Raw genomic sequence first — 14,367 nt, 5'->3', positions numbered from 1 at the left:
CATTGGGCATCAGTAAGTGTTAGTCTATTCATATAATCAGAATAACTGATTTTCTTTGTATGTCAACACACCCTATTTCAATACCTTGTATAAATAAAAAAGATTAATGTGCAAGCATGTGTGTTTTTTTATCAGAAAGTGTTACAAAAAATAACCCTAATGTAATATTTATGCGATTTACTCAATTAAAAATAAAAATATAATCGCTTTATTCAATTTCAACATGTTTAGAGGGCAAATTTAATGAATCCAAACCTAATGCTAAGAGATTTGGTTGCACAACCAGCAATTTATAATGCAACGTTGTTGTTCGCACGTGCTTTATTGACGTATATTTTTATCATGGCTGGCTGGGCAAAAATCGCTGGCTATGCTGGTGTGGCAGGCTACATGGAAAAAAATGGGTGTTCCTGCAGCGATGCTACCCTTGGTGATTGCACTTGAATTGGGCGGTGGTTATTTTGCATTAATGTTGTTGGGTGCGGGTGCGTGGAGTATTGATGCATTATTAGAAAAGAATAAATAAACTGTATCCCGTCAATTGTTTATCTTGAATTTATCAGCCGTATCTGTTTAGGCAGATACGGTTTTTTAATTTTTAAAATCTTTTACCCTGCGAAAAATTATCAGTTATAATCAGATGAAGTTTTAAGCATAATTATTGACATCAAGGACAACGCATGAATCTATTTAAATCAACGCTAGTAGTAAGCACGTTATTCGCTCTCACCGCTTGCCAATCTACCAACACCATAGCAACCCAAACAGCAATTAACCCACAAATTGCAAATAAGACAGTCACACAAAGTCCTACTTGTCGGGGCTTAAGCCAAGCGATGCAAAATATCAATCAGCGTAGCACTTTTGAACACATCCAGCATATCGATAGCCAATTAAAGACGTGTTTACCCAGTGCTGAAAATGTACAAATTCGACAATGGATGAATGAATATCATGACATGTATCATTTTAGATTTCTCAATATCGGTCTAGAATTAGATAAAGATGGCACTTACAATGTTGAGCAAGCAACTATTTTTGCTGATGTGATGATGCAATTGGATAATAATGAAGCTGTGCAAAATAGCGACCTTAAGAAATTATCACCACGCATTCGCTATTTAATTGGATTGGCTCAAGCCAAAAAATTAAAAACGCTGAATCTATGCGAAGGCGATTTTGATTTTAATTATGATTATCAAAAATTTAGCCAATTATTTAGCCCATATTTACCTAAAGAACAAGCCATTTTTATCCAACACTTAGCCAAAGACAATCAAGATGGCTTGTATTGCGATGCAGGTTTAAAAGCTTCTTTGGGTGAGCTGATACAGCGTGCTTTATTTTGGCAAGATTATATCACCAAATATCCAAACAGTATTTGGATTGATCATGCCAAACATTTATACCTCACTTATCGTGAAGCGATTTTTATCGGTTCAGATAATACCCAATGGTATAATGATGATATTACTGAAATTTTTAATGATCCCGATGATATGGATAGTAAGGGTTTATCCTTCAAAGCCCATTTTGAGCAACTTGCCAAGCAAAATAACGCACTTGGTCGAGATGCCAAAACCTTGTTAAATTTCACTCAAATGTCGTTACGCCAACGCCAAAGTAATTATCCAATCAATATGATGGATGATGATGGTGCACCAAAAATCGATTGGCATATTGCACGAGAACAGCTCAGAAAAGCATTGAATGTACAAGACAGTCAATATGATTATGATTGTGTCAATGCCCCGCTTTGTGTCACTGCACTTGAGCCATAACTTTTTCATTTTGACGTTTGAAGTGTGTAATATTATAGCCGTGCATTGAATGATTGTCATACAATGTTTCAATGCACGTTTACTGAATTCCATCACATAAAATAAAAAGATTTTTTTGGATAAAAATGCTAAAATAACGCAATTTTTAAAATGGCAAATTTTTGAGATTGCACATGACCAATATTACCCAAGACCGTATTTTGATTTTAGATTTTGGCTCACAATATAGCCAATTGATCGCACGTCGTGTCCGTGAAGCAGGCGTTTATTCTGAAATGTATGCTTTTGATATGTCAGAAGAAGACATCAAAGCATTCAATCCAAAAGGCATTATCTTGTCTGGTGGCCCTGAAAGCGTACATGAAGCGAATTCTCCGCGTGCCCCTGAAATCGTCTTTAACTTGGGCGTGCCAGTACTGGGTATTTGCTACGGTTTCCAAACCATGTCAGAGCAATTGGGCGGGAAAGTCGAAGCAGGTACTGTGCATGAATTTGGTTATGCCGAAATTGATGTATTACATCAAGATCCTTTACTCAGCAATATTAGCGATGACAAAAATCAATCTCAAGTATGGATGAGCCATGGTGATAAAGTCGCGCGCTTAGCTGATGGTTTCCGTGTGACATCAAGCACACCAAGTTGCCCTTTTGCTTCTGCCAGTGATGAAAGCCGTCATTTTTATGGCGTACAGTTCCACCCAGAAGTAACGCATACTGCCAAAGGCGAACAGCTGATTTCTAACTTTGTGCATATTATTTGTGGTTGTGCAAATTTATGGAATGCAGAAAATATTATCGAATTGCGTATCGAACAATTACGCAAACAAATTGGTAATGAAAAAGTATTATTAGGTTTATCGGGCGGTGTGGATAGTTCGGTGGTGGCTGCACTACTACATAAAGCGATTGGCGACCAATTGACTTGTGTCTTTGTCGATAATGGCTTGTTACGTCTCAATGAAGGCGATCAAGTGATGCGAATGTTCGCTGAAAACATGGGTATCCGTGTTATTCGTGCCGATGCGGAAAATCGTTTTTTAACTGCTTTGTCAGGCGTAAGCGATCCTGAAGCAAAACGTAAAATCATCGGTCGTGAATTTATCGAAGTGTTCTCAGAAGAAGCCCGTAAATTGGACGGCGTAAAATTCTTGGCACAAGGCACAATCTATCCTGATGTGATTGAGTCTGCGGCAAGCAAACAAGGCAAAGCCCATGTGATTAAATCGCATCATAATGTGGGTGGCTTACCTGATGATTTAGAATTTGATTTGGTTGAGCCATTACGTGATTTGTTCAAAGATGAAGTGCGTAAATTGGGTACAACTTTGGGCATTCCGCACCACATGATTTATCGCCATCCATTCCCAGGGCCGGGTTTGGGCGTGCGTATCCTTGGTGAAGTGAAAAAAGAATATGCCGATATTTTGCGTCTTGCGGATGACATCTTTATGCAAGAATTGCGTGCTAGCGGTTGGTATGACAAGACCGCTCAAGCTTTTGCCGTGTTCCAACCAGTAAAATCAGTTGGTGTGGTCGGTGATGGTCGTCGTTATGCGTGGGTAATTGCCTTGCGTGCGGTAGAAACAGTGGACTTTATGACTGCTCGTTTTGCTCATTTGCCGTATGATTTGGTCGATAAAATTTCTACTCGCATCATGAATGAAATCAAAGATGTATCGCGTGTAGTCTATGATGTATCAAGCAAACCACCTGCAACGATTGAGTGGGAATAAGCGATTTTTATTTCGCTAGAATAATTTTAAAAAAGCAATATCGGTAAAATCGGTGTTGCTTTTTTACGCTTTTAAAATGTAAATGATAGCTCAATATAATTAAAGTAATGATTTTAAAAGCGTTGTGTAAAAGCATAAAAATAATTTCTACAACTTATGCAAAATAAATTTGATTAAACACTGCTGATGATATAGAATCGCGGGCATTTTATGGCTAGGTCAGGTCGTTCCATTTTTCCTGATAAAATATATACTTAGCCAATTTCCTTATGATGTGTCTAATCGGTCACAGAATTTATTTTTCTTTTTTATTAATCTAATTTGTCATTCAGAGGACAACACATGAAACAAACTATACTCTCTCTCTTTATTTTAGGCTTAGTTGCTTGCACACCTCAGCATAACACAGAAACTGCAAGCAGTGTAGAAACTGCTGCGTCATCTCAGGTCACACCAACAGACGCTGCTGACTGGGTTTTAGAAAAAGCCAATATCACTTTTACCAGTACCAAGGCAGACACGCAATCTAACCAAATCAAAGAAGATGGGTTATTTACCGCGTATTCTGGACATTTGGATAAACAAGGTAATTTCAATATGCAAATTGATTTATCAAGTGCAGACACTGATATTGCCATTCGAGATCAGCGTATTAAAGAATGGTTATTTGAGACCGATAAATTTGCTCAAGCACGTATCCAAGCAACATTAGACCCTGAAGTCATCAATAAATTAGACATCAATCAAAAAATCACTTTAGAACAACCACTAAGCTTAAATATCCGTGGTAAACAGGTGAAATTAAATTCAACCTTAGATGTCACACGTACAAGTACACATACTATTTCTGTGGTGACAACAAAACCTGTTGAGTTAGATATTACCAAATTTGGCATGTCAGATGGCTTGGTACGTTTGAAAGAAGTAATGGGCTTAAGCGACATTAGCTACATTGTTCCTGTAAATTTCCAAGGCGATTTCAAACGCCCTTAAGCCATTGACTGTTTATATTTTGGAGAAACATAATGAAAGTTATTTATAGTATCTTAGCCACTTTATTACTCGCTGCGTGTAGCGAACAACAAACAGCTACACCAGATACCGCAGCAAGCGTCGCTGAAAGTGCGGCAAGTAGCAGTGCCGCATCTGAAACCGCAACTCAACAAGCACAGCTTGAAAAAGTCAAAATCGGATTAATCGCCTCCCCGACAGGCAATGCACCGCTCAATTTTGTTGATGAAAAAGGACAAATGCAGGGCTTTGAATATGACGTATTACAAGAGATTGCCAAACGTGCAGGCTATTCATTTGAATACGAATATCAAGCAAGAGAACAACTTTTTGATCAATTTAAAGAAGACAAATTTAAGCTATTGGCTGGCAGTATCAGTCTCACTGATGAACGCAAAAATACATTTGTGATGAGCAACCCTTATTTGGATGCTTATCCTGTGACATTATTGAGTAAAGATGCATCTATCAAGAAATTGACAGACATCAAAGCCAAATCTATCGTGGCACTCAAAGACAGCCCTATGGATACAAATTATCAGATTCTCAATGACTTTAAAGGTGCAGAAGACAAAATCAGTCTTGAGCTAACCAAAAGTGATTGGCTATCTGTACAATCTATGCTTGCCAATAAAGCAACTGTAGCAATCAGTAATTCTACAGTTATTCCTTATTATTACACCAACTCAAATAGTAAAGAAGTGCCACTTTATTTCTCTATTGATTATGATTATCCGCAAGAACACTATGGTTTTATTATCAATAAAGATGATAAAAAACTGCTAGAAAATGTGAATAAATATCTCGCAGAAATGAAAGCTGACGGTACTTACCAAACTTTATACAAAAAATGGTTCTAAATTCATTTCACTATATTTGATAGACCACAAAAAGCCTATACGTCTTTATGTTGTATAGGCTTTTAAATATTTAAAAAAAAGACCTAGCAGGGTGGCTAGGTCGGAAGTTGAGGAGGTTGTGTGAGTTGCTATTCCATCAACCAGTGCATCCTGCAAAAAGAGAGCAAATCCATTGTCTCTGTGACAGCTGTGTACTTTCCATTTACAGATCAAATCATCACATAAGTCATGACTTGATTTACGTCCATTGCAACAGTTGTCGGTATCAGTTACGATCCTGTAGCTGATGAAAGCAGTATAAGAAGATTTAAATCTACAAAATAGTCGTATTTTTCGTCATATTGTGTAAGCTTTAAGCTACAAAAAAAAGCCCAACTGGAGTTGAGCTTTTTTTTGAAATTTTACGTCAAAATTAAGACGCTTTTTTCATCGCATTACGTTCTTTATCAACCAAGAATTGTACGATATCTACAGTACGTTGGTTTTCACCTTGTACGATATATTTACCATTGACCACAATCGCAGGCACGCCTGACAATTGATAATGTGCAGCGAGCTGTTTAGATTGGTTAATTTTGCCAGTAATGCTGAATGAATTGAATAAGCTATTGAACTTATTGATGTCTGCACCATAGCGTGTATAGAATTGAGCAATTTCTTGCTGAGAGCCCATACGCTGACGACCTTCGTGCATTACCCAGAACATTGGCAAATGTACTTTACGACGCATACCTAACGCTTCTGAAGTGTAATATGCACGCGCGTGCAATTCCCATACAGGGTTCATTGCTGCTGGTGTACGCAAGAAGTTTACATCATTTGGCAAAGTAGTCAGCCATTTTTGCATATACGGTTCTAGAGTATGACAGTGTGGGCAACCATACCAAAAGAATTCACGCACTTCGATTTTGCCTGGTACGTCAACCTTACCAACTTGTGGTGCAAGTTTATAATCTTTACCTTCCACAAAAGTGTTAGCAAAAGTCACACCTGATGCCAACAGCACCGATGCAGCGAAGAGAGAAAGGCGTAATGTTTTCATTTTGCACCTATACAAGTTTGCTATAAAAGAATGACGCAAATATAAAACAAAAGCATCAAAAAAAATATAGCATAAATGCAAAGATGTGTAGTGTTCTGTGAAAAAAATGCCAATTTTGCACTATTTTTTATTTTATCTTATGCATCGCCTCCAAATGTAGTAAGATAAACTGCGAATGGTCCAGATTGCTTTTTTTAATTAAAGTAGAGATAAGTATGAATAACGTCAACGTTGATCGCCAAGAAATTGCTAAGTTTGAAGCACTCGCCGAAAAATGGTGGGATACAGAATCAGAATTTCGTCCGTTGCACCAAATCAATCCGTTACGACTTAATTGGATCGATGAAAAATCTAATGGATTAAGCAATAAAAAAGTCCTAGACGTTGGATGTGGTGGGGGCATTTTGACTGAAAGTATGGCATATCGTGCTGATAGTGTACTCGGGGTAGATTTGGGCGAAGCACCGCTCGCCGTGGGGCGTATTCATGCTGAACAACAAGGCGTAAAAAATATTGAATACCGTAAAATCGCCATTGAAGACTTGGCAAAAGAACAAGCAGGGCAATATGATGTCGTGACTTGCATGGAAATGTTAGAACACGTGCCAGATCCTGCATCGGTGGTCAAAGCCTGTTTTGATTTGGCGAAACCCAATGGACATGTGTTTTTCTCTACCATCAATCGCAATCCAAAAGCCTATGTCTTTGCGATTATCGGGGCAGAATATTTGTTGAGAATGTTGCCAAAAGGTACGCATGATTATCATAAATTTATCCGTCCATCTGAGCTTGCTACAGCGATTCGTGATGCGGGTTTGGAGCTAAAAAGCATGATTGGTTTGCATTACAATCCTTTGACCAAGCATTATTGGCTTGCCCCAAATGTTGATGTCAATTATATGGTGCATTGCGTAAAACCTGCACAAAATCAAAACTAACAACGCCTTTTTCATTGAATAAAGATTTTTGAGAAACACATGACAAAAAATTTTGATTTAAAAGCAGTGCTATTCGATCTAGATGGTACACTCATCGATACTGCGGCGGATTTTATTCGTATTATTCAGCAGATGTGCCGTGAGCAAGGCGTGGCGGTGATTGATGCTGATGCGATTCGCAGTCAAGTGTCCGAAGGGGCAACTGCAATGGTGCGTTTGGTATTACCTGAACTTACCAAAGACAGTGCTGAGCTGCAAAAATATCGTCAATCCTTTTTGGATATTTACTCAGCAAATATTTGTGTAGATACGACGCTTTTTGCGGGTATGGATGAATTACTCCAAGACCTAGAGCAACGTGGCATTGCATGGGGTATCGTCACCAATAAGCCACGTTATTTGAGTGAAGCATTATTAAAAGCTTTAGACTTAGATAAACGCTGTGCAGTGCTAGTCTGTCCCGATGATGTAAAAAATACTAAACCCGACCCAGAGCCGATGTATTTGGCAGCCAAACAGCTTGGCTTGGATAGCACACAGTGTATTTATGTTGGCGATCATCCGCGTGATATTGATGCAGGTCGTGCAGCAAAAATGCCGACCATTTTGGCAGCATATGGTTTTTTACCAATCGAATCTCGTGATGATTTGGATGCGTGGCAAGCGGATAAAATTGTGCATGATGTGACTGAATTACATCAACATATCAAAACTTTTTACTAAAATTAGGATAAATCATGACCAATATTAAAAAAATCGACGTCAGCGATGCCATTACCGAAATCGCAATTTATAACGGTGTTGTGTATTTGGCAGGGCAAGTGCCTGACGATGATCACCTAGATATTGTTGGGCAGTCACAGCAAGTATTTGACAATATCGATAAGGCACTTACCAAGGCAGGCACAGACAAATCTAAATTGCTGACTGCACAAGTCTATATTAAAGACTTGGGGGATTTTACTGCGTTTAATGAAGCGTGGATCGATTGGCTCAAAGACGTAAAAGCCCCTACTCGTGCCACCATCAAAGCCGATTTGGTCAATCCAAACTGGCTGATTGAAATCGTGGTCACTGCTGCAATCTAAAGATCTTTTTTTAAATTTCTTCCACGCAATGACCTTGTAGCCACAGCGTACCCCTGATCGCTTGATCTATGTTGGGTTTACGCTGTGCGAGCATATCTTGACGCACGTACAAAGGCAGGGTTAAGCCTTGCTGACGTGACTCTTCGCTAATAAAAATATCACACTGATAAAAACCAATATTGTGAAATTCACTTTCAGCCACATACGTAATCGGGGATTGGAAGCTTGCCAGTTGGGGTAATCGTGGATGATTTGCTACAAATTCAACCAGATTTGCGGTATTGATATACAACGGCTCGTTGCTCGAATCTTGATCACCATATTGACGTCTAAAGTCTTCGGCTTGTTTACCTTCTAATTTCAATTGTGTTTCTTCAACAATTTGGGCGTGTAATGCCATGGCTGATAGAGAAAAGGCATGACGCTGTCCAATCTTGTAGCGTGTTTTGTGCATAAAATAGAGCGTATCAAAGAAACAGTATTGACGTTGATATTCATCTTCGACCAACAATGTTGCCTCGAGCAGATTATCCCATTCATGAATTTCGAGTAGCGTAACTTCTATCGGTAAACCATTATGTAAATGTGGATAAAAACTAACTAACTGGTGATTCTGTTTTTCGGCATCGTGTGCCATCAGAAATAAGTATTGGGTGTTTTCAGTGAACGCATAGCTTAAAGCAGTGATAGGTGATAGTTTCTCCTCGGCACTTTCTGCCGTATTATCACAATATATCGCCTGACCTCTGGCAAATACATCTGCTTGTGTGATGGCATGCGGTAAAAACTCAAATAACACCTTTTGATCCCGATAAATACTTGACCAATGATCGCCATGCACCTGTAAATAATCTGCCATACTCATCACTCTTTTACACTCATTTCAATAACCAGTTAAATTAATTCAATTCTTTGACGCTGTAAACAAAAATCTATGATTTTATATGGTGGATTTTGCTTGTATTTTATGTCATTTTCACTTAGTCTAAAATCGTCTGTAAGCAATATATAATTTGCCAGTAAAATTGTAAAAGGATAAAATCAACATGAGCGACCTTAAAGCATCATCTTTTGAGAAAATCGACTTTAAGAACTACCAACCTCAGCATAACTTATTAAAAGATAAAGTGATTTTGGTCACGGGCTGTGGTGATGGCATCGGACGTGCGGCAGCAATACATTTTGCCTTACATGGAGCAACAGTGGTTTTGCATGGGCGTAATTTAAAAAAATTAGAATTGATTTACGATGAAATCGAAAGCCTTAATGCACCGCAACCTGCCATTCTACCACTACAACTTTCCACTGCCTCCGAAAATGATTATGAAGAATTACAAGATACGCTAGCACGACAATTTGGTCGCTTAGATGGTATCTTGCATAATGCGGGCGTTTTGGGTGAACGGGTTGCTTTGGCTGAATATGATGTAGAAACATGGGATCATGTGATGGCAGTCAATTTAAGAGCACCTTTTGTACTTACACAAGCCTTATTGCCATTACTTTTGCAATCAAAGAACGCATCAGTCGTTTTTACCAGTAGTGGCGTAGGACGTGAAGCTCGTGCATTGTGGGGAGCATATTCTATTTCAAAGTTTGGGGTAGAAGCGATGAATAAGATTTTTGCTCAAGAGTTTGCGGAGCATGACAATATACGTTTTAACTGTATCAATCCAGGTGGTACACGTACAGCCATGCGTGCTAAAGCCTTTCCAAACGAAGATCCTTTGACCTTACCTACACCAGACAGCATCATGCCTGCTTATTTATATTTGATGGGTGAGGACAGTTTGGGGATTACTGGACAGAGTTTTGATGCACAAGGATAGCTAAAATATAAAATGTGATGTGCATATCATTTCTAAATCAAAGATTTATATAAGCCATAATCAGCTTATGTAAATGATACAAAAAATTGGATTTTGTACAAACACACACATAAACCAACCCAAACAACATATCTAAATAACATAATATAAGTACTGGTTGTTTTTTGATTTGTATATCATATGTTCAAGGCACAACATTAGGTGCTTATAGTAATAAACCTTAACTATGCTGTTGCCGTTGTGTTATGCACATCAGTGACCAGAGTTAAGAAAATATATTTTATGTTTTTTTGGAGAGAGTATCATGTTTCGTTGGGCAGTCATATTCGCAGTCATTGCATTAATCGCAAGTATGCTTGGTTTTGGTAATATCGCTGGTTTAACAAAAGAATTTGCTTATATATTCTTGATTGTTGCGGTGATATTGTTCGTTGTTGGTGCGATATTTGGTCGTAACAAATAATACCCCACAAGCCGGCTCATCAACCACCGCTAATGATTAGCGGTGGTTTTTATTTGTCTAATATTTAAAAGGATATTTCTCACTTCAGGCTTAATACACCGCTTTGCGTCGGAAATATGCTCCGATGCCTTTTAAGAAAGAATTGAGTAAAAATAACCACGCAATCGCTACAAATACGCCACCGATGATGGTCGTCGCTGTAACCACTAAATTGGCATTCCATACCACAAAAAATAATGGAATAAACCACAAGCCTGCAAAAACCGCCATCACCACAAAAATCATAATATTACGTTTGATCCACAAGGCATGTGCATTGAGCCAAGTTTCTAATCCCTGTTGTTTTAGCACATTATTGGCAAGCACATAAGCCACAATACTCGGTACGATGATCAAGGCGGTCAATAGCATCATGATATACGCAATCAAAATCATGCGTTGTTGTTTTTTATAATGCGATGCCATGGATACCTCTTGTAAATGTGGTGGTGACGTTTTATATTTTTTGCTAAAAATCAGCACCATAAAACGCATGTTTTGCTTAGTCATCAGGACTTAGCCATTTCAGCGTGAATTATACAAAATTTGCCGATAAGATATACAAAAAATTAAATATTTTTCATTAATTTTATGCTTTTGCTGGTTTTTTACAATATTTTTTTCTGTTTGCAAAATCTTTATGATGATTTTTGGTGATGTATTCAGCGTATCATTACTCTAAGCTTGTACAATCGACATATTTTGTTATGAATGTATGATGAAAATATAAAAATAACTGTTGTTTTTATATCATCACTGGCTACACTAAGGACATCTTTTATCGGAATGGATAATATTTTGGAGATAAATATGGCACGCCTTGATATTGATGCAGAATTACGTGAAGACGTTCGTCTACTGGGTAATTTTTTAGGAGACACGTTAAAACAACAAGTTGGACAACAATTGTTCGATCAAGTGGAAGATATTCGTAAATATGCCAAAGGTGCGAGAGATGGCGATCATAACGCCGAACAACAATTGGCACAAATTTTACAACAATTAACAGATGAAGATGCCTTGCCATTGAGCCGTGCTTTTAGTCAATTTTTAAACTTTGCTAATATTGCTGAGCAGTATCATGTCGAGCGTATGCGTCGTGAACAGCAATGCAATCCTGCATTGAGCGATAGCAATGATTTGCCGCATTTATTCCAGTTGTTTGCACAAAATAACATTACAGGCGAACAGCTTTATCAGCAAATCTGTGACTTACACATTGAGCTGGTATTGACTGCCCACCCGACCGAAGTCAGCCGTCGCACGCTTATCGAGAAATATGACGACATCAGCACATGTTTGGCAAAATTAGATCAACATAAATTAACGCCAATCGAACACGATGAACTCTTGGCACATTTACGCCAAGAAATTACCGCTGTATGGCAAACTGATGAAATTCGTCAAAAACGTCCAACGCCAGTTGATGAAGCCAAATCGGGCTTTACCACCATTGAGCAGACTTTGTGGCATGCCATTCCAAAGTTTATGCGTGCTTTGGATAAATTGACCTTACAACATTGCCAAAAACGTTTGCCGATTGACCTTGTGCCTGTACGTTTTGCATCGTGGATGGGCGGTGACCGTGATGGCAACCCAAATGTGACTCACGGTATTACTGAACAAGTGTTATTGCTGTCTCGTCGCAAAGCGGCAAGTTTGTTATTGGATAATTTGAGCCGTCTGCGTTGGGAATTGTCCATGCAACAATGTAGTCCAGAACTGGCTGCTCAAGTAAACAACCATGTCGAGCCATATCGTGAGCGTTTGCGTGAATTGCGTGACCGTTTGCAATTTACTTTATCTTGGTTGGATGCCAAATTGGCAGGGCAAAATGTAGTCGATAGCCCGATGTTACTACAATCTACCGATGAATTACTCACGCCATTAAAAGATTGTTATCATTCTTTGGTCGCATCAAAAATGCAAGATATTGCCGATGGGCAGTTATTGGATTTTATTCGTCAAGCCAGCTGTTTTGGTATTCAATTATTAAAATTGGATATTCGCCAAGAATCTAACCGTCACCGTCAGGCATTGAGTGCGATTACTGCTTATCTAGGTTTGGGTGAATTTGGCACTTGGTCAGAACAATCTAAACAAACGTGGTTAATGCAAGAGTTGGTCAATAAACGCCCATTATTACCACAAAATATTGATTTAAAAAATAATGATGCTTTAAACGATGCTGATGTACAAGAAGTACTCAATACGTTCAAAGTTTTGGCACAACAACCGAGCGAAAGCTTGGGGGCATATATTATTTCGATGGCACAATATCCAAGCGATGTGTTAGCGGTGATGCTATTGCAAAAAGAAGCAGGCATTGCCAAGCCTTTACGTGTAGTGCCGTTATTTGAAACCTTGGATGACTTGGACGGTGCAGCTGATACCATCAACCAATTGCTCAGTATGCCGTGGTATAAACAAGCCATCCAAGGCAAACAAGAAGTGATGATTGGCTATTCCGACTCTGCAAAAGATGCGGGTTTTATGTCTGCCAACTGGGCTCAATATCGTGCCCAAGAACAGCTTACCGACGTATCGCAAAAACATAGCGTGCAATTGACACTATTCCACGGTCGTGGCGGTTCGATTAGCCGTGGCGGTGCACCAACCCATCAAGCCTTATACGCACAGCCACCTGGTTCGATTCAAGGGGCGATTCGTGTTACTGAACAAGGTGAGATGATTCGTTTTAAATTTGGCTTGGAAGCGATTGCCATTCAGCATTTAGAAATTTATTGTGCAGCAACGCTGAAAGCCACTTTATTGCCACCACCAAAACCAAAAGCCGAATGGCGTACTTTGATGGACAGCATGACCAGTGAATCGGTACAAGTCTATCGTCAAACTGTGCGTGAACATCCTGATTTTGTGCGGTATTTGCGGACGGTTACGCCTGAATTGGAATTGCAAATGTTGCCGCTCGGCTCTCGTCCTGCAAAACGTAAAGTCAGTGGCGGTGTGGAGTCTTTGCGTGCCATTCCTTGGGTATTTGCGTGGACACAAATTCGTTTGATGTTGCCAGCATGGTTGGGTACAGGTGCAGCCTTAAAACAAGCTTTACAGAACCAACAAAAAGCCACCTTGGAAGAGATGCTTGCAGAATGGCCATATTTCCAAACTCTGATTGATATGCTAGAAATGGTCTTGTCCAAAGCCGATGTAGGTATTACGCAGTATTATGAAAACCATCTTACCGATGATCCTGCCTTGGTTGAACTCGGTCAGCATTTGCGTGCATTGCTCGGTAATGCGATCGAAACACTCTTGCAACTCAAAACACAGTCTGAATTGCTGACTGAAAATGAAGTGCTCGACCAATCGATGCGTGTACGCAAGACTTATTTATTGCCTTTGCATTTGTTACAAGCAGAATTGATGCGTCGTCGTCGTGATTATATGAATCAAGGGCAAAGCCAAACCCCTGTCGATCATGCCTTGATGGTGACGATTGCAGGGATTGCAGCAGGGTTGCGTAATACAGGTTAATTTTTAATTCAATTCACAAAACCAAGTTTGTCAGATAGATAGGCTTGGTTTTTTATTTTTATTCATTCAATTTTTTAACAAAATAATT

Annotated in this window: 15 protein-coding genes; 12 read left to right on the top strand and 3 right to left on the bottom strand. The window is 39.0% G+C overall.

Translation table 11 applies throughout. From position 1 onward, the window contains the following. Positions 1–243: 243 nt before the first annotated feature. From ACEYX7_RS04825 to ACEYX7_RS04800, 6 genes are all read left to right on the top strand, one after another. Positions 244–444, top strand: a complete 201-nt coding sequence (locus tag ACEYX7_RS04825; protein WP_374900260.1) for a DoxX family membrane protein — start codon at positions 244–246, stop codon at positions 442–444. After that, positions 401–526: a hypothetical protein gene (locus ACEYX7_RS04820; protein WP_374805024.1), complete on the top strand. Its 126-nt coding sequence runs from the start codon at positions 401–403 to the stop codon at positions 524–526. Before ACEYX7_RS04825 ends, ACEYX7_RS04820 begins: the two co-directional genes overlap by 44 nt. Before the next feature lie 154 nt (positions 527–680). After that, entirely contained in the window at positions 681–1,781 is a 1,101-nt protein-coding gene (locus tag ACEYX7_RS04815; RefSeq protein WP_374806607.1) for a hypothetical protein, read from the top strand. A 173-nt stretch (positions 1,782–1,954) separates the two neighbouring features. Further along, positions 1,955–3,514, top strand: coding sequence for a glutamine-hydrolyzing GMP synthase (guaA, locus tag ACEYX7_RS04810; protein WP_374805022.1), 1,560 nt, complete (start codon positions 1,955–1,957; stop codon positions 3,512–3,514). Positions 3,515–3,856: 342 nt separating this feature from the next. Next, positions 3,857–4,507: a YceI family protein gene (locus tag ACEYX7_RS04805; RefSeq protein ID WP_374900258.1), complete on the top strand. Its 651-nt coding sequence runs from the start codon at positions 3,857–3,859 to the stop codon at positions 4,505–4,507. Between the two features lie 32 nt (positions 4,508–4,539). Beyond that, positions 4,540–5,385: a substrate-binding periplasmic protein gene (locus tag ACEYX7_RS04800; protein ID WP_374804990.1), complete on the top strand. Its 846-nt coding sequence runs from the start codon at positions 4,540–4,542 to the stop codon at positions 5,383–5,385. 412 nt (positions 5,386–5,797) lie between these two features. Here the strand turns inward: ACEYX7_RS04800 and ACEYX7_RS04795 are convergent, their stop codons facing one another. After that, positions 5,798–6,427, bottom strand: a complete 630-nt coding sequence (locus tag ACEYX7_RS04795) for a thiol:disulfide interchange protein DsbA/DsbL (protein WP_374806605.1) — start codon at positions 6,425–6,427, stop codon at positions 5,798–5,800. Positions 6,428–6,642: 215 nt separating this feature from the next. On the opposite strand from ACEYX7_RS04795, the gene ubiG reads away from it, so the two are divergent. From ubiG to ACEYX7_RS04780, 3 genes are read left to right on the top strand one after another with little or no spacing between them, the layout of a single operon-like run. After that, complete coding sequence (ubiG, locus tag ACEYX7_RS04790) at positions 6,643–7,365, top strand: bifunctional 2-polyprenyl-6-hydroxyphenol methylase/3-demethylubiquinol 3-O-methyltransferase UbiG (protein WP_374804988.1); 723 nt, start codon at positions 6,643–6,645, stop codon at positions 7,363–7,365. 39 nt (positions 7,366–7,404) lie between these two features. Continuing rightward, complete coding sequence (locus ACEYX7_RS04785) at positions 7,405–8,088, top strand: HAD family hydrolase (protein ID WP_374804987.1); 684 nt, start codon at positions 7,405–7,407, stop codon at positions 8,086–8,088. Positions 8,089–8,102: 14 nt separating this feature from the next. Beyond that, positions 8,103–8,453, top strand: coding sequence for a RidA family protein (locus ACEYX7_RS04780; RefSeq protein ID WP_374804986.1), 351 nt, complete (start codon positions 8,103–8,105; stop codon positions 8,451–8,453). 10 nt (positions 8,454–8,463) lie between these two features. Here ACEYX7_RS04780 and ACEYX7_RS04775 read toward each other — a convergent pair whose 3' ends face one another. Continuing rightward, positions 8,464–9,312: a hypothetical protein gene (locus ACEYX7_RS04775; RefSeq protein WP_374804985.1), complete on the bottom strand. Its 849-nt coding sequence runs from the start codon at positions 9,310–9,312 to the stop codon at positions 8,464–8,466. 187 nt (positions 9,313–9,499) lie between these two features. Between ACEYX7_RS04775 and ACEYX7_RS04770 the strand changes: the two genes are divergently transcribed. Together ACEYX7_RS04770 and ACEYX7_RS04765 are read left to right on the top strand one after the other, a co-directional pair. After that, positions 9,500–10,282 carry a YciK family oxidoreductase gene (locus ACEYX7_RS04770; protein WP_374804984.1) on the top strand — a complete coding sequence of 261 codons (783 nt, stop codon included), beginning with the start codon at positions 9,500–9,502 and terminating at the stop codon, positions 10,280–10,282. 304 nt (positions 10,283–10,586) lie between these two features. Next, positions 10,587–10,745 carry a DUF1328 domain-containing protein gene (locus ACEYX7_RS04765; protein WP_374804983.1) on the top strand — a complete coding sequence of 53 codons (159 nt, stop codon included), beginning with the start codon at positions 10,587–10,589 and terminating at the stop codon, positions 10,743–10,745. A 90-nt stretch (positions 10,746–10,835) separates the two neighbouring features. On the opposite strand, the gene ACEYX7_RS04760 is transcribed toward ACEYX7_RS04765, so the two are convergent. Next, entirely contained in the window at positions 10,836–11,294 is a 459-nt protein-coding gene (locus ACEYX7_RS04760) for a hypothetical protein (protein WP_374804982.1), read from the bottom strand. 300 nt (positions 11,295–11,594) lie between these two features. Here ACEYX7_RS04760 and ppc point away from each other — a divergent pair, with 300 nt between their 5' ends. Beyond that, complete coding sequence (gene ppc, locus ACEYX7_RS04755) at positions 11,595–14,279, top strand: phosphoenolpyruvate carboxylase (RefSeq protein WP_374900257.1); 2,685 nt, start codon at positions 11,595–11,597, stop codon at positions 14,277–14,279. The last annotated feature ends 88 nt before the right edge of the window (positions 14,280–14,367 follow it).

The sequence above is a fragment of the Hubeiibacter jixunmingi genome, from assembly GCF_041928215.1.
Classification (GTDB): Bacteria; Pseudomonadota; Gammaproteobacteria; order Pseudomonadales; family Moraxellaceae; genus Acinetobacter.
The sequence above is the reverse complement of the archived record's forward strand: the minus strand, read 5'-3'. Positions and strand labels throughout refer to the sequence as shown.

Bases quoted from the DNA above. Each gene is read 5' to 3' on its own strand.
- ubiG (WP_374804988.1), top strand. From the start codon at position 6,643: ATGAATAACGTCAACGTTGATCGCCAAGAAATTGCTAAGTTTGAAGCA.
- ppc (WP_374900257.1), top strand. From the start codon at position 11,595: ATGGCACGCCTTGATATTGATGCAGAATTACGTGAAGACGTTCGTCTA.
- ACEYX7_RS04765 (WP_374804983.1), top strand. From the start codon at position 10,587: ATGTTTCGTTGGGCAGTCATATTCGCAGTCATTGCATTAATCGCAAGT.
- ACEYX7_RS04800 (WP_374804990.1), top strand. From the start codon at position 4,540: ATGAAAGTTATTTATAGTATCTTAGCCACTTTATTACTCGCTGCGTGT.
- ACEYX7_RS04795 (WP_374806605.1), bottom strand. From the start codon at position 6,427: ATGAAAACATTACGCCTTTCTCTCTTCGCTGCATCGGTGCTGTTGGCA.
- ACEYX7_RS04775 (WP_374804985.1), bottom strand. From the start codon at position 9,312: ATGGCAGATTATTTACAGGTGCATGGCGATCATTGGTCAAGTATTTAT.
- ACEYX7_RS04780 (WP_374804986.1), top strand. From the start codon at position 8,103: ATGACCAATATTAAAAAAATCGACGTCAGCGATGCCATTACCGAAATC.
- ACEYX7_RS04825 (WP_374900260.1), top strand. From the start codon at position 244: ATGAATCCAAACCTAATGCTAAGAGATTTGGTTGCACAACCAGCAATT.
- guaA (WP_374805022.1), top strand. From the start codon at position 1,955: ATGACCAATATTACCCAAGACCGTATTTTGATTTTAGATTTTGGCTCA.
- ACEYX7_RS04785 (WP_374804987.1), top strand. From the start codon at position 7,405: ATGACAAAAAATTTTGATTTAAAAGCAGTGCTATTCGATCTAGATGGT.
- ACEYX7_RS04770 (WP_374804984.1), top strand. From the start codon at position 9,500: ATGAGCGACCTTAAAGCATCATCTTTTGAGAAAATCGACTTTAAGAAC.
- ACEYX7_RS04760 (WP_374804982.1), bottom strand. From the start codon at position 11,294: ATGACTAAGCAAAACATGCGTTTTATGGTGCTGATTTTTAGCAAAAAA.
- ACEYX7_RS04820 (WP_374805024.1), top strand. From the start codon at position 401: ATGGGTGTTCCTGCAGCGATGCTACCCTTGGTGATTGCACTTGAATTG.
- ACEYX7_RS04815 (WP_374806607.1), top strand. From the start codon at position 681: ATGAATCTATTTAAATCAACGCTAGTAGTAAGCACGTTATTCGCTCTC.
- ACEYX7_RS04805 (WP_374900258.1), top strand. From the start codon at position 3,857: ATGAAACAAACTATACTCTCTCTCTTTATTTTAGGCTTAGTTGCTTGC.